General features: G+C 57.0%; 22 protein-coding genes and 1 tRNA gene. 6 read left to right on the top strand and 17 right to left on the bottom strand.

Annotation, left to right across the window (positions count from 1 at the left end; all coding sequences use genetic code 11):
• Positions 1 to 66: 66 nt before the first annotated feature.
• On the bottom strand, positions 67 to 990 hold the full coding sequence (locus tag ACA066_RS08955) for a LysR family transcriptional regulator (protein ID WP_497698918.1): 924 nt from the start codon (positions 988 to 990) through the stop codon (positions 67 to 69).
• Between the two features lie 125 nt (positions 991 to 1,115).
• On the opposite strand from ACA066_RS08955, the gene ACA066_RS08950 reads away from it, so the two are divergent.
• Positions 1,116 to 1,862 carry a 3-oxoacyl-ACP reductase family protein gene (locus tag ACA066_RS08950; RefSeq protein ID WP_497698917.1) on the top strand — a complete coding sequence of 249 codons (747 nt, stop codon included), beginning with the start codon at positions 1,116 to 1,118 and terminating at the stop codon, positions 1,860 to 1,862.
• Positions 1,863 to 2,018: 156 nt separating this feature from the next.
• On the opposite strand, the gene ACA066_RS08945 is transcribed toward ACA066_RS08950, so the two are convergent.
• Positions 2,019 to 2,714, bottom strand: coding sequence for an HAD-IA family hydrolase (locus tag ACA066_RS08945; protein ID WP_497698916.1), 696 nt, complete (start codon positions 2,712 to 2,714; stop codon positions 2,019 to 2,021).
• 261 nt (positions 2,715 to 2,975) lie between these two features.
• Between ACA066_RS08945 and ACA066_RS08940 the strand changes: the two genes are divergently transcribed.
• Both ACA066_RS08940 and ACA066_RS08935 read left to right on the top strand, forming a co-directional pair.
• A complete protein-coding gene (locus ACA066_RS08940) occupies positions 2,976 to 7,790 on the top strand; it encodes an RHS repeat-associated core domain-containing protein (protein ID WP_497698915.1) in 4,815 nt (1,604 codons plus the stop codon).
• On the top strand, positions 7,780 to 8,160 hold the full coding sequence (locus ACA066_RS08935) for a UCP019853 family protein (protein ID WP_497698914.1): 381 nt from the start codon (positions 7,780 to 7,782) through the stop codon (positions 8,158 to 8,160). Before ACA066_RS08940 ends, ACA066_RS08935 begins: the two co-directional genes overlap by 11 nt.
• A gap of 64 nt (positions 8,161 to 8,224) precedes the next feature.
• Here ACA066_RS08935 and ACA066_RS08930 read toward each other — a convergent pair whose 3' ends face one another.
• From ACA066_RS08930 to ACA066_RS08865, 14 genes are all read right to left on the bottom strand, one after another.
• On the bottom strand, positions 8,225 to 8,440 hold the full coding sequence (locus ACA066_RS08930) for a hypothetical protein (RefSeq protein ID WP_497698913.1): 216 nt from the start codon (positions 8,438 to 8,440) through the stop codon (positions 8,225 to 8,227).
• A 108-nt stretch (positions 8,441 to 8,548) separates the two neighbouring features.
• On the bottom strand, positions 8,549 to 8,737 hold the full coding sequence (locus tag ACA066_RS08925) for a hypothetical protein (protein ID WP_084318782.1): 189 nt from the start codon (positions 8,735 to 8,737) through the stop codon (positions 8,549 to 8,551).
• 129 nt (positions 8,738 to 8,866) lie between these two features.
• Entirely contained in the window at positions 8,867 to 9,295 is a 429-nt protein-coding gene (locus ACA066_RS08920; RefSeq protein WP_017337436.1) for a glycine zipper domain-containing protein, read from the bottom strand.
• A gap of 190 nt (positions 9,296 to 9,485) precedes the next feature.
• The gene (locus ACA066_RS08915; RefSeq protein ID WP_017337435.1) at positions 9,486 to 9,857 is read right to left on the bottom strand and encodes a hypothetical protein; all 372 of its coding nucleotides are present in this window, start codon (positions 9,855 to 9,857) and stop codon (positions 9,486 to 9,488) included.
• Positions 9,858 to 10,167: 310 nt separating this feature from the next.
• Positions 10,168 to 10,356 (bottom strand): hypothetical protein, encoded by a 189-nt coding sequence (locus tag ACA066_RS08910; RefSeq protein ID WP_497699835.1) that lies wholly within the window; start codon positions 10,354 to 10,356, stop codon positions 10,168 to 10,170.
• 178 nt (positions 10,357 to 10,534) lie between these two features.
• A complete protein-coding gene (locus ACA066_RS08905; RefSeq protein WP_017337360.1) occupies positions 10,535 to 10,855 on the bottom strand; it encodes a YbjQ family protein in 321 nt (106 codons plus the stop codon).
• A 28-nt stretch (positions 10,856 to 10,883) separates the two neighbouring features.
• A complete protein-coding gene (locus tag ACA066_RS08900; protein ID WP_497699834.1) occupies positions 10,884 to 11,546 on the bottom strand; it encodes a hypothetical protein in 663 nt (220 codons plus the stop codon).
• A gap of 105 nt (positions 11,547 to 11,651) precedes the next feature.
• Positions 11,652 to 12,365 (bottom strand): phosphocholine cytidylyltransferase family protein, encoded by a 714-nt coding sequence (locus ACA066_RS08895; RefSeq protein WP_497698912.1) that lies wholly within the window; start codon positions 12,363 to 12,365, stop codon positions 11,652 to 11,654.
• 86 nt (positions 12,366 to 12,451) lie between these two features.
• Positions 12,452 to 13,069: a gamma-glutamyl-gamma-aminobutyrate hydrolase family protein gene (locus tag ACA066_RS08890; RefSeq protein WP_497698911.1), complete on the bottom strand. Its 618-nt coding sequence runs from the start codon at positions 13,067 to 13,069 to the stop codon at positions 12,452 to 12,454.
• The gene (locus ACA066_RS08885) at positions 13,066 to 15,381 is read right to left on the bottom strand and encodes a PEP-utilizing enzyme (protein ID WP_497698910.1); all 2,316 of its coding nucleotides are present in this window, start codon (positions 15,379 to 15,381) and stop codon (positions 13,066 to 13,068) included. Before ACA066_RS08885 ends, ACA066_RS08890 begins: the two co-directional genes overlap by 4 nt.
• A gap of 5 nt (positions 15,382 to 15,386) precedes the next feature.
• Positions 15,387 to 16,136, bottom strand: a complete 750-nt coding sequence (locus tag ACA066_RS08880) for a class I SAM-dependent methyltransferase (protein WP_497698909.1) — start codon at positions 16,134 to 16,136, stop codon at positions 15,387 to 15,389.
• Positions 16,133 to 16,717 (bottom strand): adenylyl-sulfate kinase, encoded by a 585-nt coding sequence (locus ACA066_RS08875; protein WP_497698908.1) that lies wholly within the window; start codon positions 16,715 to 16,717, stop codon positions 16,133 to 16,135. Before ACA066_RS08875 ends, ACA066_RS08880 begins: the two co-directional genes overlap by 4 nt.
• Positions 16,718 to 16,735: 18 nt before the next feature.
• Complete coding sequence (locus tag ACA066_RS08870) at positions 16,736 to 17,923, bottom strand: hypothetical protein (protein ID WP_497698907.1); 1,188 nt, start codon at positions 17,921 to 17,923, stop codon at positions 16,736 to 16,738.
• A gap of 320 nt (positions 17,924 to 18,243) precedes the next feature.
• A tRNA-Ser gene (locus ACA066_RS08865) sits at positions 18,244 to 18,333 on the bottom strand.
• Between the two features lie 308 nt (positions 18,334 to 18,641).
• Between ACA066_RS08865 and ACA066_RS08860 the strand changes: the two genes are divergently transcribed.
• The 3 genes from ACA066_RS08860 (at position 18,642) to ACA066_RS08850 (ending at position 21,387) form a co-directional block, all read left to right on the top strand.
• A complete protein-coding gene (locus tag ACA066_RS08860) occupies positions 18,642 to 19,331 on the top strand; it encodes a crotonase/enoyl-CoA hydratase family protein (protein WP_462006849.1) in 690 nt (229 codons plus the stop codon).
• 214 nt (positions 19,332 to 19,545) lie between these two features.
• On the top strand, positions 19,546 to 20,268 hold the full coding sequence (locus ACA066_RS08855) for a lysophospholipid acyltransferase family protein (RefSeq protein ID WP_497698906.1): 723 nt from the start codon (positions 19,546 to 19,548) through the stop codon (positions 20,266 to 20,268).
• A 147-nt stretch (positions 20,269 to 20,415) separates the two neighbouring features.
• A complete protein-coding gene (locus ACA066_RS08850) occupies positions 20,416 to 21,387 on the top strand; it encodes a magnesium and cobalt transport protein CorA (RefSeq protein ID WP_497698905.1) in 972 nt (323 codons plus the stop codon).
• Positions 21,388 to 21,499: 112 nt separating this feature from the next.
• Here ACA066_RS08850 and ACA066_RS08845 read toward each other — a convergent pair whose 3' ends face one another.
• A complete protein-coding gene (locus ACA066_RS08845) occupies positions 21,500 to 22,228 on the bottom strand; it encodes an amidotransferase (protein WP_497698904.1) in 729 nt (242 codons plus the stop codon).
• Positions 22,229 to 22,320 lie beyond the last annotated feature (92 nt).

The raw sequence follows: 22,320 nt of genomic DNA, 5'->3' as shown, positions 1-22,320 counted from the left end.
GAACGACACGAAACCTGTGGGAGCCGGGCTTGCCCGCGATGGCAGCACCTCGGTCCAAAGCCAGACTCAAACCGCACTAAACCGCCGCCCCAACCCCTGCTCCGCAAACTGCTCAATAATGAAATCCACAAATACCCGGGTCTTGCCCGGCAACAATTTGTGCTCCGCGTAGTAGATAGAAATGTTGCCATCGTCGACGTACCAATCGGGCAGCACCCGCTGCAACGTCCCCGCCTCCAGATACCCCGCAGCAAACGGCATGCTCACCAGCGCAATACCCAACCCTTGAGTCGCAGTCGCGCAGGCAGCTTCCGAATCGCTCATGGTCATCCGCGCCTTGAGCGTCAGGGGACTGTGTTGCTGACTGCGACTGGTCAACTGCCAGGAACGCACGCGCCCCGTCTGCGGCGACCGAATGAGGATGCCATCGTGATGTTTGAGGTCATCGGGCCCGATGATCGCCTCACGCCCCGCGAGATAGTCGGCTGACGCCACCAACACCCGATGGGCCGGCGTCAGCTTGCGCGCCACGACGCCTTGCGGCAGCTCGAATCCCCCACCTATCGCGGCATCGAACCCCTGAGCGATCAGATCGACCTGTCGGTTATCGAAATGCCAATCCGGGTTGATTGCCGGAAACCGCCGCAGAAACTCACCCAGCAACGGCACGACATACAAACGGCCGAACACTGTGCCCATGCTGACTTTCAGCGTACCGGCCGGACGTCCTTCAGCGCTGGCGAGGTTAGCCACCGCATTCTGGATGGTGAGCAGGCTGGAACTGACTTCGCCGAGAAACAGCTGACCGGCTTCGGTCAACGTCAGGCTGCGAGTGCTGCGCTGAAACAGCCGCACGCCGAGGTGCGCTTCAAGTTTTGCCACACTCTTGCCCACCGCTGCGGGCGTCAGGCTCAGTCGCCGCGCGGCTTCGGCAAAGCTGCCGACTTCCGCGCTGCGCACGAAGCATTCGATACTGCTGAAGGTTTCCATAGGCGCCACTATAAACTTCTGGTTTACACAGACTATCGCAATTACCGGCTACTCAGCGTGTAATCGGGAATCGATACTAGGCTCCATCAACCGGGACATCTCGCCTCGGGACTTTGGAGATCGACATGACTACTCAGAACCTCAGCGGCAAAGTGGCTTTGATTCAAGGCGGTTCCCGCGGCATCGGCGCAGCCATCGTCAAACGCCTGGCCGCTGAAGGCGCAACCGTTGCCTTCACCTACGTCAGCTCCACGGCCAAGGCCGAAGAGCTGCAAAACAGCATCACCGGTAACGGCGGCAAAGCGCTGGCCATCAAGGCTGACAGTGCCGACGCCGAGGCCATTCGCAACGCCGTGAGCGCCACCGTCAAAGCCTTCGGTCGCCTGGACATCCTGGTCAACAACGCTGGCGTGCTGGCCGTGGCCCCGCTGGAAGATTTCAAACTCGAAGACTTCGACCAGACGCTGGCGATCAACGTACGCAGCGTGTTCATCGCCACCCAGGCCGCCGCGAAACACATGACCGAAGGCGGTCGCATCATCAACATCGGCAGCACCAACGCCGACCGCATGCCCTTCGCCGGTGGTGGCCCGTACGCCATGAGCAAATCGGCGCTGGTCGGCCTGACCAAGGGCCTGGCCCGCGACCTAGGCCCGCGCGGCATCACGATCAACAACGTGCAACCGGGCCCGGTCGATACGGATATGAACCCGGCCAGCGGCGACTTCGCCGAAAGCCTGATCCCGTTGATGGCGGTGGGCCGTTACGGCAAAGCGGAAGAGATCGCCAGTTTCGTCGCCTACCTTGTGGGGCCGGAAGCGGGGTATATCACTGGGGCGAGCCTGACCATCGATGGTGGTTTTGGCGCCTGATACGGCTCAGTCAAACGCAAAGTAAATGTAGGAGCGAGCGGTGCGGCGATCCGACTTGCCCGCGAAGGCGTTCTGTCAATCGACACTAATGTTGACTGACAGAACGCCTTCGCGGGCAAGTCGGATCGCCGCACCGCTCGCTCCTACATTTGCGCGTTACGCCCACTCGAGCACTGGCAAACCACATGCACTCGGTTTGAACGCTTTCAGCGTACGAAGAATGCCATCGGCGTGTGCGTATTTTTCGTCAGCCATCGCCGCATCGGGAATCGCAATCGCCGTCATCCCCGCCGCTTTCGCCGCCGTGACACCGAACGGCGAATCTTCGAACACCAGGCAATCCTCAGGCGCCACGCCCAGGCGTCGTGCTGCCGTGAGGAAAATATCCGGCGCCGGCTTGGCTGCGCCGACCTCCGGGTCATCGGCCGTCACGATGAAATCGAACAGCGCAAACCAGTCGCGATGCAACGTGGTTTTCTGGCCAAACGACTGACGCGAAGAACTGGTGCCCACCGCAATCGGAATGTTGTTGGCCTTCAAGTGCCGAACCAGTTCCTCTGCACCGGGCATCGCCAACGCTGTAGGAAAACGCTCGCGCATCAGCGGCTCGCGGATCACCAGGAACTCCTCGGCGGTGATCGGCAGTTCCAGCGCCTCGACCACATAACGCGCCAGATCGCCCGCGCCACGGCCGATGATGTTCTGCTTGACGCTCCAGTCGAAAGTCCGGCCATAGCGCCCGGCAATAATCGAAGTCACCTCGGTGTAAATGCCCTCGGTGTCCAGCAGCAGGCCGTCCATATCGAAAATCACGGCTTTGATCGGGCCGAACTCTTTCAGCGGTGCATTCATCGCGTCTGATCCGTTTTTAATGACATCCCGACCGACTCAGGTACGGCTGAATCGCGGATTTGATTAAAGGGTTCAGCAGCATAACGAGCGCGGTCGACATAGAGCAACGGGCAATCTCCCGACGCTGACAAAACCTGTTCCGAAGCGCTGCCCATGATTTAGCGATTCGCCCTACACCAAACGCCTCTTTTCCCGACTTCTTTCCCCGTTGATCCCCCGCAAAGTCTCGCGATCAAAATCGACCCGCGCGAGGGACTGCGAATGTTCAACCCCGACAAGGTCCTGGCCTTGAACAACGCCATCGGTCTGCTCGTGGTCGCCGCCATGAACCCCGGGCAACCGGACGTCGAAGCGCTGCTCGGGGATTTTCGTCTCTGCCTCAACGACTACGAAGCCTGGGCGGAAAATTTCTGGACCGGTTGGGCGCTGGACGTAGAACAGGTGTTCAAGGTCGGCAACGACGTTCGCTTGAGCGCACCGAAGGATTCCACCGCGCCTGTCAGTTCGACACTCGCCACGTGCCCGGCCAGCGGCCCGTTGACCCTGGTGCACCTGTTTGAAGCCGCGCGCTTCGTGCCGATCGGCGATACGCCGGTGATGCTCGAACCCATGTTGGCCGAAGACAACGGCGTACCGACGTTTGGCAAGCCGGTCCACAAAGTTATCGGCCCCAGCGGCATTCTCGAAATTCCTGAATGCTGGCGTGGCCAGCGTTACCGCATCACGTTCTTTCCCGACGTTTCCACCGAACACGTCGAAGCGCTTTACGCCTCTTATCAAAGCGTGATCGACGAACTTGAAGGTTGGTTGCGCAACGAATGGACAACCGAGTTTCAACCACTGTGGGCGGGTTTTACCGAGGCAGGATTCACTGAGCGCTATGGCCTGCTGCAACGGGCCGATTGGCGTGGCTTCGAGAAATCGCTGCACGGTTTGTGGGATGACGTGAAGCAGGTATTTGCCCTGATGGCAGATCTGCAAGCCAACAGCGAAAAACTCCTTGAGTACCTGAGCGAGGTTGAGCTCGAAACGCTGTTGAACGCATCGGCCGAAGCCATCGCCAACGTGCTGCTGGTGTTAAGCGATGAGCCGTTGATGTTCATCCATCTCGCGGCCTTCACCAGTTGGTTGCGCCTGTTGCCGCCGCAGTACGTCGCCGAGGTGGTGGCGGAAATTCGTACAGAGATACTGATCGGTTTCCTGCTGGTGCGCCTCACGAGTCCTGCAGGCCTGAACGTCGGAATGAGCGCCAAAGTACTGGGCAAGATCAAGTCCGAGCGAGCCCGACAATGGCTGGCGGCGGCGAGTCTGCGACTGGCCGGGCTTACGACGGGCGCCGACCTTACCCGTCACGCGGGCGCGCTTAAACCTTTGATGGTCAACGCCCGGGGTGCGCCGCTCAAACCTGCGCCAGCGGTTCCACTGCACATCAACGACAGTCAATCAGCGGCTGTGCAGGTCAACAATCCGCTCGCCATTGCTCGCAACAAGTCCCAAACCAGGACCCGCCTGAGCCGGCAGGAACATCGCGATGATGCCTCCGCCCCGGCGAAAAACCCGAACGGCGACAGTGTCGATTCAGCGGACAACACCGCGACCAACGGCTGCCCGGTGTCGATGGTCACCGGCGAAGAACTGCTGACCCTGATCGATGGCTCGCTGGATGGTCTGTTGCCGTTCGAGTTCACCCGCGTGTATCGCACCAGTGCCGTCGAAATCGACGGTGGGCTCGGATTTGGCTGGAGTCATTCCCTGGCGCATCGGCTGGAAATCGACGGCAACAACGTCAGCTGGATCGACCACGAAAACCGTCGCATCACTTTCCCGCTGCCGAACAGCGAACGACCGGCCATCCACAACAGCCTGTCGCGGGCGGCAATTTATCTGGGGGACGAGCCGGAAGAACTGATCCTCGCACTGGCCGGCGAAGCAACGCGCTTTTACCACTTCCGGACAGGACGACTGACGGCCATCAGCGACGCCTATGGCAACCGGCTGACGGTGCAGCGCGACAGATCCGACAGAATCATGCGCCTCGACAACGGCGCCGGGCGTTCACTGCGATTGCGCTATGAGCGCCGACACCTCGTCGCCGTCGAGTATCAAAGCTTTCACCCAGCCGCCACGCTGGAAGACGCCTGGCGTACCGAGCAGACACTGGTTGCCTACCGCTACGACGCCTGTCATCGCTTGATCGAAGCCACCAATGCCCTCGGTGAAAGCGAACGCTACGACTATGACGGCCAGCAGGTCATTTTGCAGCGGCAACTGGCCGGTGGCGCGAGTTTCTTCTGGGAGTGGGAAAGGTCCGGCAAGGCTGTGCGATGCGTCCGACATTGGGCGTCGTTTTCGCAAATGGACACGCGGTATGTCTGGGATGACAACGATGGCGTGCGGGTCAAAAACGTCGATGGCAGCGAAGCGTTTTACCAGCACGATCATCAGGCGCGGCTCGTGCGGCAGGTTGAACCGGACGGGGCGGAACACTTCAACGCCTATGACGAAAAAGGCCGGCTGATTGCTGAAAAGAATCCGCTGGGAGCGATTACCCATTACCACTATGACGAAATCGGGCGACTGATTGCCCTGATTCCACCTGAAGGCGAGCCGACTTCCTACGAATACCGCAATGGTTTCCTGCATGCGCAGTATCGCGGCAAAGCGGTGTGGAAGTACCAGCGCAATGCTCAGGGTGACGTCACCGAAGCGACCGATCCTGACGGGCATGTCACCCACTATCACTACGACGAAAAAGGTCGGCTGCTGTCGGCCCGTTATCCAGACAACAGTCGGCATCTCTTCGTCCGCAATGCCCTGGGCCAGTTGATCGAAGAGACCTTGCCGGATGGCAGCCAGCGGCGTTTTTCCTACGACGTGCTTGGCCGGCAGACTACCCGTCAGGACGAACACGGTGCCGTCACCCGGTACGAATGGGACGCCGTTGGACGATTGATCCAGACGACGTTTCCCACAGGCACCAGTCGCGCGCTCAGCTACAACGCCTACGGCAAGATCGTTGCCGAACGTGATGAGCTGGGCCGCATCACCCGTTTTGAATACGCCGATGATCTGCACCTAATGAGCCGCAGGATCAATCCCGACGGCACGCAACGGCATTATCGCTACGACAACGCACAGTTACTGCTGACCGGGATTGAAAACGAATCCGGCGAAAAATATCAGCTGGACTACACACCCAATGGATTGATCCGACAGGAAACCGGGTTCGATGGTCGCCGCGTCGCGTATGCCTACGACCTGAACGGTCATCTGCTGGAGAAAACCGAGTTCGGTGATGACGACTCGACACTGATTACCGCTTATCAACGGGATTCGACTGGACGCTTGCTGGTCAAGACGCTGCCGGACGGCGTCAATGTCGAGTACCGCTATGACAGCCTTGGACGACTGGTCAGCGTCGATGACGGCAACGATCACCCGCTGGAGTTCGAATTCGACCAACAGGACCGGCTGATCACCGAACATCAGGGTTGGGGCACGTTGCGCTATGGCTACGATGCCTGTGGACAACTCAATCACCTGCGCCTGCCGGACAACAGCAAACTCGATTACCACCACGCGAAGGGCGGCGCACTGACGGCCATTGACCTCAATGGCGCTCGCCTGACGTCGCATACCTTTGTCGCCAATCGCGAGCAGACCCGACGTCAGGGCCTTTTGCTCAGCGAGTATCAGTTTGACGACCAGGGGCGTCTGAAGGCCCACGCCGTAAGCCAACAGCAGCAATCGCTGTATCGCCGCGATTATGCCTACAGCGCCAATGGCAATCTCGACAGCATCGCCGACTCCCGCCACGGACAGCGCAGCTATCACTATGACCCGCTCGACCGGCTGATTCGCGTCCGCCACTCCCGCGATCACCAACCGGAAAGCTTCGCCCACGACCCGGCCGGAAACCTGCTGATGCAGGATCGACCCGGCGTAGCGAAGGTGCTGGGTAATCGTCTACTGATGCAAGGCGACCGGCATTACGATTACGACGCCTTCGGTAACCTCAGCCGCGAACGCCGCGGTACAGGGCAAAAACTTGTCACTGAATATCGTTACGACTGCCAGCATCGGCTGATCGGCGTCACCCTGCCCAACGGCAGCCAGGCCACTTACCGCTACGATGCATTCGGCCGTCGTATCAGCAAAACTGCCGATGGCAAAACCACCGAGTTCTTCTGGCAGGGCGACAAACTCGTCGCCGAAAGCAGCCGCGAGCATTACCGCAGCTATGTCTACGAACCGGGCAGCTTCCGCCCGCTGGCCATGCTCGACGGCAAAGGCCCGCGCAAGGCCTGTCCTTTTTACTACCAGCTCGATCATCTCGGTACACCGCAAGAGCTCACGGATTACAGCGGCGACATCGTCTGGGCCGCCCGATACACCGCCTACGGCCGCCTCACCCGCCTCTATCGAGACACCCACCAGATCCTCGACCAGCCGTTGCGGTTTCAGGGGCAGTACTTTGATGCCGAGAGCGGGCTGCACTACAACCGGCATCGGTATTACCAACCGGAGGTTGGACGGTATTTGACGCCGGATCCGAGCAAGTTGGCTGGGGGGGTGAATCAGTACCAGTACACGCGGAGTCCGACGGGGTGGGTTGATCCGTTGGGGTTGAGTGAGTGTCCGGGGACGGGGAAATGCGGGGCAGTGGTTGGGGTTGAGGTTGAGGATCCTGCCGGCAAGGTGAAGATTGCTGAGAGTGAGCCCGCGCTTCCTCATCCTCCTCGTTCGCCAGATGATTTTGGTACACAAGAGAAGCTCAATGATCACTTCAAGAAACACGGTAGGGAGTTCGGAGCGCAGAATGCGGATGACTATCGCGACACAGCTCGCTACGTTATAAGTAACGGAATAAAAATTCAGTATTCATACGCTAATGAAAATAGAACCGGGTTCGTTATGTTTCTGGCTAACAACAGCAAAGGAAATGCAAAGTTTGCGTTTGTCGGCACGAACAAGCAGCAAGAAATAACCACGCTGCACACCAAAACCGGGAAAGATTTTTGGAAAGCAATTAACAGCGACGCAAAGGACAAAACTATTAGGCCACATGATGAATAATATAAAAAAAGCAAAAGTACTCCATATCAATTCTTTAAACGAAGAACACGTAACATTATTGATCGATGGCCATACCATTGAATGCTTCGCAAACTCGTGCCCTTACGCGATAGAAATCGGAAAGGAATACGAAGTAGAGATAGCAATGAATCTGTCTGACTCATATGAAGTGGAGAGGACGCCGCATACAAAAGTACTATTCGAAAAAACCACCGAAGGGTATGGTTATTTTTTATACGGCACACTAAAAAACGATACGTTCCTTTCGTTTACCGACCTTAATGATGAGGACATACATTATGATCATCCGGAACTGAACGACCACTTCATAAGATTGCAGGCAAATAGAATTGATGTAAATTTTTTGTAGAGGAAATCATGCTGATTTCAAGGGTGCCGCTGTACCAAAGCGGCACCAAAACTATACATACCTATCAACTCGGCTCGTCAGAGCCATCCTTCCCCGCAATATCCGGATCATCAGGAAGCGCTTCAACATCAGTATCACTGCGCTTTACATCACCGTCAGGCACTTGCTCCACACCCGCCTCATCATCCGGCGGCCGCTGATCGCGACTCAGCGAATCAGTCGGCGAAGGCAGCGGGTACTCGGGGGTATCGTCGTCGGTGTCTTTGGGGTCAGCATTCATAAAGCACCTCTCAAGGGGCCTGAAAAACAGGTCCTGACATTTTGATGACCGCGTGACGATTGCAGTTCGATCAGGGGGACGATCGGTAGCCCCGATCGCTGCGGCTGATCATTGCTCGTCTTCGTCGTCATCCTCGTCTTCAAACTCTGTCTGGCCCACGTCACCCGCGTCATCGGCATCGTTGAGCGGCACCGTTGCATCATCCATCAGCGATCCCGGATCTTCATTGCCCGGATCATTGATAAATGGCAGTCCGCTCGGACCTTTTTCTTCCTTGCCTTCGGTTTCAGGCGTCATGGCAGTACCTCTCGAAATTTCAGGTGTGTATGAAGTTCGAGGCAACCTGGGGTCAATCGTTCCGGAGTACTTCTCGCGCAAACGAAAAACCCGGCGCCAGGCCGGGTTTCTGCTGTCATTCGCTATTGGTCAGCGATGTTTATTCCTGTGTTTATTCTTGTGTTTGTTTTTGTGCCCGTTTCCGGAATGGGAACTGCCGCTGTCGGTGCCCAGATTGTTGCCCACCGCGCCACCCGCTGCACCGCCCAGGCCTGCGCCGATAGTGGAACCGGTCGAGCCACCGAGGCTGTTACCAATCACCGAGCCACCCGCCGAGCCCAAACCACCACCAACGGCCGCTGCGGTGCGACTGCCTTTAGGCGCGCCAACCGCACTGCCCGCCGCGCCACCCACACCTGCGCCAATTGCTGCACCTGTGCTGCCGCCCATTTGCTGGCCGACCACGTTACCCAACGCACCGCCAATACCACCGCCAACAGCCGCGGTGCCATCACCGGCAGCCATCGCACCTTGAGCGACCAAAAGTCCCAGAACCAACGTGGACAATGTCAAACGCATGATATGAACCTCTAATTCCGCATCGGGGGAAAGGAACGCGCTGCGGATCGGCGGAGTCTAGCACCCTGCCCCCACTGAATCCGGCTAGCGATGACGGTTGGACCGCTAAAGATACGAAAGCCGCGAAGGAGAAACAGCCAGATACAAAAAGCCCGGCATCAAGCCGGGCTTTTGAACTGATCACTCAGAATCAGTGACGCTTGTGACCCTTGGCCAGGTTGCTGCCAACGCCACCGCCCAATGCACCGCCCAAACCAGCACCGATGGTAGAGCCAGTCTTGCCGCCCAGGCTGTTACCGATCACCGAGCCGCCCGCTGCACCCACACCGCCGCCGATCGCCGCTTTGGTGCGGCTGCCTTTGCGTGCTGCCACGGCACTGCCGGCTGCGCCTGCTACACCGGCACCAATCGCTGCGCCGGTGCTGCCGCCCATGCTTTGGCCGACGACGTTACCCAGCGCGCCACCCAGACCGCCACCCAGCGCGGCCGTGCCGTCGCCAGCAGCCATTGCACCTTGAGCAACCAAAAGCCCCAGAACCAGGGCGGGCAGTGTTAAACGCATGACAAGAACCTCAAAAATAGGGGGAAATCAAAAAGGGTCGGGATTGAATGCTTTAGCGGCGAGAAAGTCCAGACGCACGGACCCGACTTCACCATTGGCGACGGTTGGACAACGTTTATGGAAAAGGTTTTATGACAGGCAAAAAAAAGCCCGCTGGGGAGACGGGCCAGGTGTTGCTTTCTAACGGATGAGTTGAGATTACGTAGGACCTTGTGAAAACTTTGTGAAAAATCCGGACAAAAAACAGACATCAGAAAAAGTCATTCAGGCATAAAAAACCCCGCTCGATGACGGGGTCTATTCATGGCAGCTACTTCCTGACCAGTGCCGCTACCTTGGGTAAAAATTTCGCCTTCGGTCCCTGGCGCACCATGGTTTTCATCTTGCCGAGCTTGACCTCATCGTCACCAAAGCCCGACACATAATCTGTCTGGCCACACTGCACGCAATTGTTGATCGGAAATTCAGCTTCGTCGTCTTCGATATACGGATCAGCCATCTTTTCACCCCTCTCAAATGCGGGATCGACACCGGCAAGCCCTATTTGCCTGAAACATATCGACCACCAAGCTTTTGAGACTAGCTGGTCATTACCGGACTTGTAATTCATATTTCCGATGCCCGACGAATGGGGTACACCACTTCCTACAAAACCAACACAACAATTCGTACCGGACTCACCTCAGCTTAACGGCCGTCCCGGTGACGAAAACCACCACCATCCCGCCCTTCCCGGCCGGCATGCTGATCTCAAAATCGAGCCCCACCACGGCATCGGCCTGAATCGCCCGCGCCCGTTCCTTGATCTCATCGGTCGCCTGAATCCGCGCCTCCTTCAACGCACGCTCCAATGTCTGAGAGCGCCCGCCGAAGAAGTCCCGCATCCCGGCGAACATGTCCCGAATAACGTTAACGCCCTGCACTGACTCGGCGCTGACGATATCCAGGTAGGCGGTGATCTGGCGGCCTTCAATGGCGTGGGTTGTGGTGGTGATCATGGTTTTTCCTTTTTCATGGCCCTGGCACTCAAGGCAACCGGGATAAATGTTGAGCCAGCGCATCAAACGCCAGCAACGTAACGGGATCGTTGGCCGAGTTGCTGGCAACGGGATGGGAAGCGTACCGAACAATCACCATCTCGGCCGCGGGGTCGACATAGATGCGCTGCCCATGAACGCCCCGCGCCATGAACGCCCCCCCGTCTTGTTCGTCACCCACCACATCGACCGGCACCGGCACCGACATCGCCGCGTGCAGGCCTTCAGGTTTCAGCACGCCGAAGTACCGCTCGTACACCACCTTGCCACGGTGCATCACCACAATCCCGTCGGTGTAAGTCACCGCCAGGGATTGATCCCAGGTCATCGACGCCGTCGCGCCGAGCGGCGTGAAGGTGATGGTGTCGATGTCTTTGCGCAGTGCAGACGCCAACGGAACCGGTGCACCCAAACCTCGTGAAACGTTGATCGCAGGCATGAGTTGGCGGAAGTTCGAGACACTCCAGCGCATCGCCGGGAACTGGAAGTAGCTGCCGTCTTCGAAGCGCACAGTGCGATCGGCGGGCGGTGGCGAGCCGACCATCCAGCCGAGTGTTGCGGGGTAGCTTGCATTAGCGTCCGGGAAGGTTGCAGCGGGGGATGCAGTGGCAAGTGAACTAGCAGCGAACATCGACACTGCTGCGATCGACATGACCACCCAGCGGGATGCAGCGACGGGGTGAGGCATGGTTCCGATTCCGTTCGAGGGAGCCTGGCAATCTGTCAAGGAGCGAGAACGCAGATTCCGGGCTCCTGATTATTGATACAAAAAGAGATCCTCAGCAGAGTCCACCTCGCCCCACTCTCCACTGTAGGCAACGGTTTGTATCGGAACCCGCCCGGCATCGATGACTTGTTGAAGGGTGTTCGTCATATGCACGTTGTCACGCTGTTCCGGCGTCAATGCTGAGCGAAGCCGAACGACTTCTGCCCACCCCTCGGGCGTGAAGCGTAGTAGCCCCATGTATTGCCCCTGAACATCGTCGACTGATTTTGGTTTGTTGCCGATTTCAGTCAAGGTGCCTGCAGGTGTCAGGCGGAACGTTTCGGCATCCAGTAATGGATCGCCAAAACGCTCGGTCCAAAGTGCCAGCCAATTCGGGTCATAGGTGACGGCCAATGAAGCCTTGCATGTCATCAACGACTGAACCGCTACGGGGTTATAGAAAATGTCGGAATAACTGACAATGCACGGTTCGTCCTGCAACCAGGCTTGCGCACACGCCAATGACGACACCATGTTGGTTTGCGCCCAGCGTGGATTATGAAATTCGACCAACCCTTGCTCTGCCAGCAACTCGCGTTTGTAGCCAGTCACAATGGCTATCTCGCGAATGCCTGCATCGCGCAGGGCCGCAAGCTGCCACTCCAGCAATGTCTTTCCGCGCAGCTCGACCATGCATTTCGGACGTTCATCCGTGAGGCTTTTCATGCGGCTGCCACGCCCGGCAGCCAGAATAATGGCTTTCACAACTGTTCTACCTCATGAAATTTCGAATGGACTCGTCGCGACGAGTCGGGCTCCCAGTACCACTTGTTCCGTCAGAAATAACGTCCTTAGTCAGAGAACAATTGCTTCAATCGAAGAACGTCGTGTTCTGCAAAACCGTCTTCTCGCTCCGGGTGCCACATCCAGCCCTCCCAAGGCAGGCTGAAGTGTCGGATGGCTTCGATTTCACCGTCTTCACTGCGCGCCAGGACCTCGAACTCTTGCGGACAACCGTCAAGCGCCAAACCGTGATAACTGTTCACCTCGGCAACAATCTTTCCAGACAATTGATGCCGGGTTCGAACATGACCCGTTACCGGTTTTAACTCGCCCCCAGACCAGTGCGCGATCATCTGCATTCCCCGGCAAATTCCGAGCACTGGCAGGCTGCGAGATCTTGCATGGTCGAGCAATCTGCTTTCGGTCAGGTCGCGTGCCGGACATTCGCCGATGTCATTCCCGCCCGACAGCACAATGGCCTGGGGCGATGCCGTGTTCAGCCAGTCTTGCAAGGCATCATGAACACGCTCCCCGTCGACTGTTTGCAGACATAAACCGTTGGGGACCGGCACCGGCAAAAAACCGGCAGCCAGAACAAAAGCGATCAGGCGCTGGTCGAGCGCATCACGGGCTTCGCCGCGTTCAGGGAACGCATCCACACGCTGGCTGATGGCAACGACCTTCATGCCAGCATCTCCACCCAGCGGCCAGGACAGTCCAGGTGTAGGCGTTGGGCCGCCGACCAGCGGCGATAGAGCACTTCACCGGCACCGATGACTGCGGGCAGGCCGAGTTCGCCGGCACGAATCGCCATGTGTGAGTTGGCACCGCCCCAGGCCGTTATCAGCCCGGCAATCGGGTAAGCAAACAACCAGTCAAAACCCGGGTCCGCGTTGGGAATGCAGACAATCGCCCCAGCGAGCCTTTCTCGGTCATCGCTGCTCACCACGGGGGCTGTCACCTGTTTCTGGGTGATGAAGTTGGGTGCTGTTTCCGGCCATTCGAAGGACCAGACATCCTCAGGTCGAGTAATCACCGGCGGCAGCGATAACTTGAGGGTCTTTTCGTAGCGGGCCTTGCCCTGCTCAATGCTGCGCAACAGGACATCTTTCGGGTCTGCTGCCGCAACGTGCAGCTCCTGGAAGGCACCGATGTCGCAATAGGCCATGTCCTCGCGGCTGATGCCGTGTTGGGCGCCCACTTCGGCAATCAATGCCAAGGCATCCGAGAGATTGCGGGTGAAGTGGAACTTGGCCAGCTCACGCAGCTCGATCCCGGCTTGCATGAAATCCAGCAACCCGACGGGATCCGGTTGCAAGCCGTGTTCCTCCAATTGCTTCACGATTTCGCGCATCTGAGGAAGGGTCAGCGAAAAAGGTTGTACCGGTTCCGGGGCCGATGGACGTTGCGTCCAGTCAAAGTAGAGTTCAGGCGCCTCATCGTAGCGGGGTGAAAGGATGTCATAGGTGCCCGGGCGCAGGTGGCCGTAGCGCGCGAGAAAGGTCGCCTTGTCCAGTGTCGCTCGGTCACGCGCCAACTGGCCGCTCACGGTTGAGACGCCCGCCATGAAGCAATCGTAGTCAGCTTGCGAAAAAACGCCCACCGTCACCAGGGATTTAAGCATCTGCACCGCGACGAATCCGGCACGCGCCAGACCCGCGAATGGCAGGGTACCGTAGCGTTTGGCATCCTCCAGCAACCAGTAAATCCGCTCAAGAGGATCGGCGTTGGAGGCCAGCAACTCTTCGCGTCGCGCATTGAGCGTGTCGAGCTTGGCGGCGTCGGCACGCCATAAGCCATCCTTTGGATGAACGATGCGGTTGGTCAGCTTGCGCAAACTGGTGCTGATGGCCTCTAGCTCATGCTCCTGGAACCCGACACTGGCCAAACGCTCCAGCCGTTGCGACAAATCCAGTGTGTAGCACGAGAACACGATCTCGAACTCCACTTTATCGTGCAGCGTCGGTTCGGCCAGCAACCGATCGATGTAGTGATCGACCAGTCGCCCTGCCAGCCCTTCATCAAGATCTGCCGGGATGAACGAGTTAAACGACAAGCGTACATCGATGTACGGCAACCCGAAGAAATGCGGCATCAGCGGGAAGCTACGCAAATTGCGATAACCGTAATTGTGGCGCTGGTAGGCCCAGATCGAATCAGTCACCAGATCCCGGTACAGCGAAAGCGCCAGCGGTTTGGGACGGATACCGATGATCTCGGCCGGATTCCAGTCCGGCATCACGCCATAGACGGTGCGCTGGCCGATCAGGAATGGGTGCGGCTGCATGCCCCGCGCCACCTTGCGCTGAATACTGTCCAGACGGGCGGCCTGGTCTGATTCGGATTCCGCAGGTGTTGACAGGATCAGTGGCCGGGCTTGCAAGAGCCAGAGCACCTCACCCGCTGCTTCGCGTGTGACTGCAAACTCGCAATCGACCGGGGTGCCATCGAACAATTCCAGCAACTCTTCGAGCAAGGCAATCATGGGAACGAGGCTTGGCGGTGGCGGCACTTCACTGCGTGCCGCTTGCTGCCACAACCGACCGCCCATGCCACTGGTAACCGATGCCGTGTCATTGCCTTCCGACCAGTTCACCACCCGATACGGCGCACAGGTATTCGGGTCGTGGGAAAAGGCGACACCGGAGCGAAGCACATTGACCAGCATTGGCTGAATCAGTACCTCGTCTGCCGGTTGAGCATCGCCATAACTGGCGATCACCCGTTCAATGGCCGACTCCAATTCTGCTTCAGTGACATCAGTGATCGAGAGAAAAGCGCCCGCGCAGGACGCTTGCGCGCCATCTTCTCGCAGGCAACTGGAGCGCACGATCCACGGCCCTTCTCCCAATCGTCCGCGGACATCACGAAAACAGGCGTGCCGCCCCATCTGCCATTCCCTCACGGTGAACGACAGCAAGGGAGCAATGCGAGCCGACCGGAGCCGCTCCTGAAGGCCGGTCAATGTGCCGGCCTTGGTAGAGAAATGCAGCGCCATCGGCATTATCTCAATTGAGCAACCCAGATATTGGTCGAGTACGGAATCTGGATAGAGGCCGTATCAAGGCTTCTCAGATAGTCGTCGATAGCGCTGATCACTTCATGGAAGTTAGCACCGGCTTGACGCTCCAGCGTTGCGTGTGAACGCCAGGCTTCCAGACATTCCTCAATGCTTTGCTCATGAATGACGCGCGCATCAAGATGAACAACAGGTCCGAAAAGCGCACTGGCATCGATCACTGCCGTTTGATCTTCACGACGGGTGCCGTAGCCGTAACCCTGTACCCGCTCTTTAATGATGGCTTCGATTCGGGCCTGGATCGGATCATCAAGATGACGGTGATTCCACATGCAGGCAAACCAGCCGCGTGGCTTGAGAATGCGCGCGGTTTCCTTGAGTGCCTGCTGGCGGTCACAGACATTGAAGGAGCTACCGAAGGTGACCATGTCGAACGCTTGGGATGCTTGCCCCGTGACTTCGCCGGTGCCTTCATGCCAACGGACATTGGAGAGGTCGGCGGTACGCTTGATGCCATTGGCTCGCATCGCATCATTTGGTTCCACGGCGACCACATCCAGACCACGAGCAGCCAGCATGATGGTCAGGTGTGCGACGCCTGCGCCGACATCGCAAAACTTGTCGCCCTTCTCGGCACCGGCAATGGAGAGCATTGCGTCGATTGCGGCATCGGCGTAGTCAGGACGCTTCAAGTAAGCGTCGGCCAGGGTGGTGTAGTCCCATTCGGTTTTCATACCAGCTTCCTTTTGAAAAAATGGTGCAGCACGTTATCAGTCAATGTTTGTAGGGAGCGGTGAGGGTCAAACTCCACCACCCAGTCAGCCGCGTCCGGTTCATCAATCGCTAGATCGAGCCCCGCGACGTTGTTCAACTCGCCCGCATCGAACCGGCGATATATTCCCTTGGGATCCCGGCGGCGCAACTCCTCCACCGGCACCTTCAAATAAACTTCGAAATAACCAGGCAAGTGGACACGGTTCCAGGCATGAACCTCGCGGAACAGCGAAATCGTGGCGATCACGACTGTGTGTCCTTGCGCCGCAATGACCCTGCACAGGTGAGCGTATTGCATGGCCAGCGCCAAGCGCCCCTCACGCCCATGGTTTTGCGAATTGGCGGCTGCTGCGCCAAAAACATCGCGCAGTTCATCCCCGTCCAACATGACAACCGAGTGGCCACGGCTTCGAAGCCCGGCAACGAACTCGACAGCCAACGTTGATTTACCCGCGCCCGACAGACCGGTAATCCAGACGACTTGCCCGGTTGGATCAGCGCTCATATGACCTGACTCAATTTGCGGTTTAAAAGTATTCATGCCGGAGATCCACGATCACTACGCCAGGCTCTCTGGGTGCCTGATCTGTCGTTGGTTAATTGTTCCGTAGGAGTCGATCATGAATTGACAAAAAACGGAATCATGCTCTTTTTCAACCAGATCTCGAAACACTTCATCTGGATGATGCAGCCCGCTGTATTCTGAATCGTAGAATTTCTTGTATATAAAATAAGCTTGCTCGGGTGCAAGCAATGTAAAACCAAGCGCCATGTCTTTAAGTTCATCGCTGTTTTTGGCGATTGGCAACAAGCCGCCCATTTGCTCCAGCCAGGACTGAATAATCGGATTACTCTCGCTGGTAGCCGGAAGATAATAAATAGGGAGCTTGCACGTACTCAGCATAAAAGAAACGCCGCCGGTCGAGGCGTCAGTGATGACGGTGTCACATTGATTATAAAACTCTTTACTGCTCTTTTCGGTCTCATCAATGGAAATCCATGCGCACTGAGAAAGCTGCCTGCAAATATCCATTACAAGCGGGTGTTCCCTATCCGTCATATAAGGCCGCAAAATAAAACTGGCGTGGGGAATCTGCAGTTTAACTGTATTAATGACAACTTCCAGGTTTTCATACAGATTGGCGCCATTGGGGCATATGCCAAGCTGGGTCGGCAGCAGACCTATAACATACTCCCCGGAAGTTCGCACTTGCTCTTGGGGCTGTTCAAACATTGCGGGAACTTTGACTGGCAGCACAGAGACGGCACTGGTGTTTCGAAGATCCGATCGCCACACTTCTTCTATCGGCGCAATGAGCGATGCACGCCTGTCACGCCGATAAAGCCCAAGGCCGGTTTTAACAAGATCGAATCCCGATCTGGACGAAGAAACAATCGCATCCCAAAAAGACATCCACGCAGAGTAATAATATTTATCCTGAGTGGGCATCCCGACATTGCCATGCGCTACATAAACACCAAAGTTTGACACATCAAGCAGACGACCGATCGAAGCATCATTCGAGAAGATGACTTGCGACTTTAGCGCCAAGATGAATTCCAGCTCCACTTCTTCAACTGGATGATTCAGAACCTGCTCTGCGTCAGACTTGCTGATACCGGCCTTATCTGTCTGAAGCACTGTGCAGTCATATTGATCACGCAGAGAATTCAGTATTGGCAGTAGGTATTCAACATAAGTTTTCCCGCCATTTAATACATTGCTGACCAAGTAAACGCTTTTCATAAAAAAATGTGCACCTTCAAAGCTTCCCAAGCAAACCGGTTCCAGGAAAATAAACGCAAAGAGGTGGAGAAGATTTTATCTTGCCCTGGCGCTTCTCCCTTCAGCGCGTGTACGTCCTTGTTGTAAGGCATACCAGACTAAAGTCGTATTCAACTTCCTTTCAAAATCCACTAAGGAGCTTCAACTCCGGACCACGAATGGATCGAATATACCATGCGTCGGCAGATTGCCACCTGCCAAACGGCATTTTCTTTTTCAGACGCCAGAAACCACAAACCCCTGACTTCTTTCGAAATCAGGGGTTCTGGTTACATCGAATTTGGCGGTGAAGGAGAGATTCGAACTCTCGATACAATTTCTTGTATACACACTTTCCAGGCGTGCTCCTTAAGCCACTCGGACACTTCACCGTATCTCGTCACACATGTTCTGTCTGTCGAGGCGCGCTAATGTAGTCGAAACCTTTTCTGATGGCAAACTTTTTTTGCAGAATTTTCATGCGGTTAGCGATTTGGACGTTCTGCGGGTTTCGGGGCATGGCAAACCTGCCAATCTCCGGCGTCGCGACCTCTTCTCTATATAGAAGGCAATGCACGGTGGGCGTGGCGGGGCTGGGCTTGCCCGGAGGGGAAAGTGTGACTGGCGGGTCAGTCACGGCGCTTTACCTGGCCTGCGGCGGTGGGTAACGTCTGCCTACTTTCATACAAGGAATAGCGTCATGAGTGAGTTGATTTCCTACCACCTCGAAGACGGTATCGCGACCCTGACTTTGAGCAACGGCAAGGTCAATGCCATCTCCCCGGACGTGATTGCTGCGTTTAATGCTGCGCTGGATCAGGCGGTGACTGATCGTGCTGTGGTGATCATTACCGGTACTCCCGGGATTCTGTCGGGCGGTTATGACTTGAAGGTGATGACAGCCGGCCCTAAAGAAGCCGTGGCGCTGGTGACGGCCGGTTCGACCCTGGCCCGTCGCCTGCTGTCGCACCCGTTCCCGGTGATCGTTGCATGCCCGGGTCACGCCGTGGCGAAGGGTGCGTTCCTGTTGTTGTCGGCGGATTACCGCATCGGGGTCGACGGCCCGTTCAGCATTGGCCTGAACGAAGTGCAGATCGGCATGACCATGCACCACGCCGGGATCGAGATCGCGCGTGATCGCCTGCGTAAATCGGCGTTCCACCGTTCGGTTATCAATGGCGAGATGTTCAATCCGCAGAGTGCCGTGGATGCAGGCTTCCTTGACGTGGTGGTGTCGGCTGAAGAGTTGCAGGGCGCGGCACTGGCGGCGGCTCGTCAACTGAAGAAAATCAACATGACTGCGCACAAGAACACCAAGCTGAAAGTACGCAAGGCACTGCTGGAAACGCTGGATAACGCGATCATCCTGGATCAGGAACATTTGGGTTAAGCCCAAGAGCGCTCCACCGAAAAGCCCGACCGTCGTGTCGGGCTTTTTCGTACACGCGTTGTTGAAGAGCCTACAACCGCTCTAGAACGCGTCTGACCAATAAGTCGGAAACATGCGCTCAAACATCGGCTATCTCCTACCTCTTTAGCGGCAATTGCCGAAAACAGTGCACATCCGTACACTGCGCCACCTTTTGTCCCGGTGGGGCCTGCAAATGCTGTTCGTGCTTCGTATGTTATTGATGGGCCTGCACTTTATCCTGGCCGGTGTGCTGGGGGTGATCCTGGGTCTGTGTCGGCCGTTCAATCCGGACAACAGCCGTTTATGCGCGCGTCTATATGCTTGGCCGGCGATGTGTATTCTGCGTTTGCGGGTGAAGGCTGAAGTCGGTCCGTTGATGGACAAGCCTGACAGCTGCGTGATCATCGCCAACCACCAGTCCAACTACGACCTGTTTGTGTTCGGCAACGTGGTGCCGCGCCGCACCGTGTGCATCGGCAAGAAGAGCCTGAAGTGGGTGCCGTTGTTCGGCCAGTTGTTCTGGCTGGCCGGCAATGTGTTGATTGACCGTGGCAATTCGCACAAGGCGCGCCAGTCGATGCTGACCACGACGCATACCTTGCAGCATGAAGACACCTCGATCTGGGTATTCCCGGAAGGCACGCGCAACCTCGGCGAAGAACTGCTGCCCTTCAAGAAAGGTGCGTTCCAGATGGCGATTGCGGCCGGCGTGCCAATCGTTCCAGTGTGTGTCAGCAGTTACGTCAAACACATGCGATTGAACCGCTGGCGCAGTGGGAAAATTCTGATCCGTTCACTGCCGGCAATTCCTACCACCGGACTGAGCCTGGACGACATGCCCCTGCTGATCGCCCAGTGCCGCGAGCAGATGCGCGAGTGCATCGCCTCGATGGATCGGCAACTGCAAGCCGCGTGAAACGAAACCCGTCCTGTGCGGGTTTTCTTTTGCCTGCGAGCTTTTGCCTTCGAACTCTGCAGATTTCACTGACTCTCAAGCAGCAGACAAGGCTAAGCTGAACACTGCCTGCTACTACCACCTGCCAATAAGAAGTGAACCTGAATCATGGGTAGAGTTGTTGCTGCTGCGGTTTACAGCGCTGGTAAGAAAGTCACCAATATTACCCTCGACGAAGGCGCTGCCTGGGCTGCCAAACCTGGCCACTTTGTCTGGATCGGACTCGAAGAACCGAATGCCCAGGAGTTGTTTAATTTGCAACGCCAGTTCAACTTGCACGAACTGGCCATTGAAGACGCCCTAGAAAAACACAGTCGACCGAAACTGGAGACCTTTGGCGACGCGCTGTTTATTGTCACGTATTCGCCTATTCGCAATGAAGGCAAACTGGAGTTCATCGAGACTCATATCTTTGCCGGCAATGGTTACATCATTACCGCCCGAAACGGTCACTCGGCGTCCTACGCCCTTGTCCGGCAGCGTTGTGAGGCGCGTCCGCTGTTGCTGGAGCACGGAGAAGATTTCGTACTCTATGCCATCCTCGACTTTGTGATTGAAAACTACCAGCCGATGGGCGAAGCGATCCATGCAGAGATCGATGAGCTGGAACGTAACGTCATGGGCAGCTCCCTGAACGAGCGCGACATTCAAAAACTCCACAGTTTGCGCCGCGATGTATTGCGCTTGCGCCGGTATGCGGCACCGATGGTAGAAATCGGCGAGGAGTTGCAGAAGCTGAGCTTTCCGTTCATCGACAAGAACATGCGTCCGTATTTCCGCGATGTGCAGATCCATGTGACACGGCAGTTGGAAGACCTGACAACCCTGGCGGATATCGCCAGTCAGACCATTGCAGTCGGGGTGTTGCTGGAGGCGTCACGGCAGAGCGTAGTGCAGCGCAAGTTTGCGGCGTGGGCGGCGATTCTAGCGTTTCCGACGGCGGTGGCCGGTGTTTACGGGATGAATTTCGAGAACATGCCTGAGCTGACCTGGCATTACGGGTATTTCGCGGTATTGGGGTTTATTGCGGTGGGCTGTGTGAGTTTGTGGGCGAGTTTCAAGAAGTCGGGGTGGCTTTGACAACCTTTTGTGGCGAGCTTGCTCCCGCTTGACTGCGTAGCAGGCCCATTTTTAGGGCCGCTTCGCTGCCCGACGGGAGCAAGCTCCCTCGCCACAGGTGGTGTGCCAGTTGCTAAACCGACTGATCCACCGGCTTATGCGCCACAAACCGCATCATCCATTCTGCAACAGTGGTGCCGTGATGCTCATGCTCAAGGCTCGCCATGCCTTTCGAATAAATCTGCTCGCCCAGCACTTCCTGGCGAATATCCAGCAACGCCCGCGAATAATCGTGAATGAACTCCGGATGCCCCTGGAAGCACAGCACCTGGTCGTTGATGTGGTACGCGGCAAACGGACAGAATTCGCTGGAAGCGATGACCGTGGCGTTTTCCGGTAGCGACGTCACCTGATCCTGGTGACTGATCAACAACGTTAGCTCTTCGCGCAACGGGCTCATCCATGGCGCCTTGGCCGCCAGTTTGTAGCTGTGTGTGCCGACGCCCCAGCCCTGAGTCGCGCGCTCACTCTTGCCGCCCAGCAGCAACGCCAGCAACTGATGGCCGAAGCACACACCCAGCAGTTTGTCGCCGCGTTCGTAACGGGTCAGCAGGTAAGCCCGGAGGGTTTCGATCCACGGGTCGGTGCCGAACGAATCGGCCTTGCTGCCGGTGACGAGATAGGCGTCAAAAACCTCATCATCGGTCGGGTATTCGCCCTGCATCACGTTGTAGACGGTGAACTCGGCCGCGATGGGCTGCTGCGAAAACAGACGCTGGAACATCTGCCCGTAACCCTGATATTGATCGACCAGTTCCGGACGCAGGATGTCGGTTTCCAGAATGCAGATGCGTAACGACATAAAAAATACCTGACACGTGATGGGAATAATGCACACCTCAGAGCCTGCCTCGAAACGGGGTGACAAGGCAAGCCCCGGAGTGCGTCATCGGT

The sequence above is a fragment of the Pseudomonas sp. LBUM1651 genome, assembly GCF_059716135.1.
The sequence above is the reverse complement of the archived record's forward strand: the minus strand, read 5'-3'. Positions and strand labels throughout refer to the sequence as shown.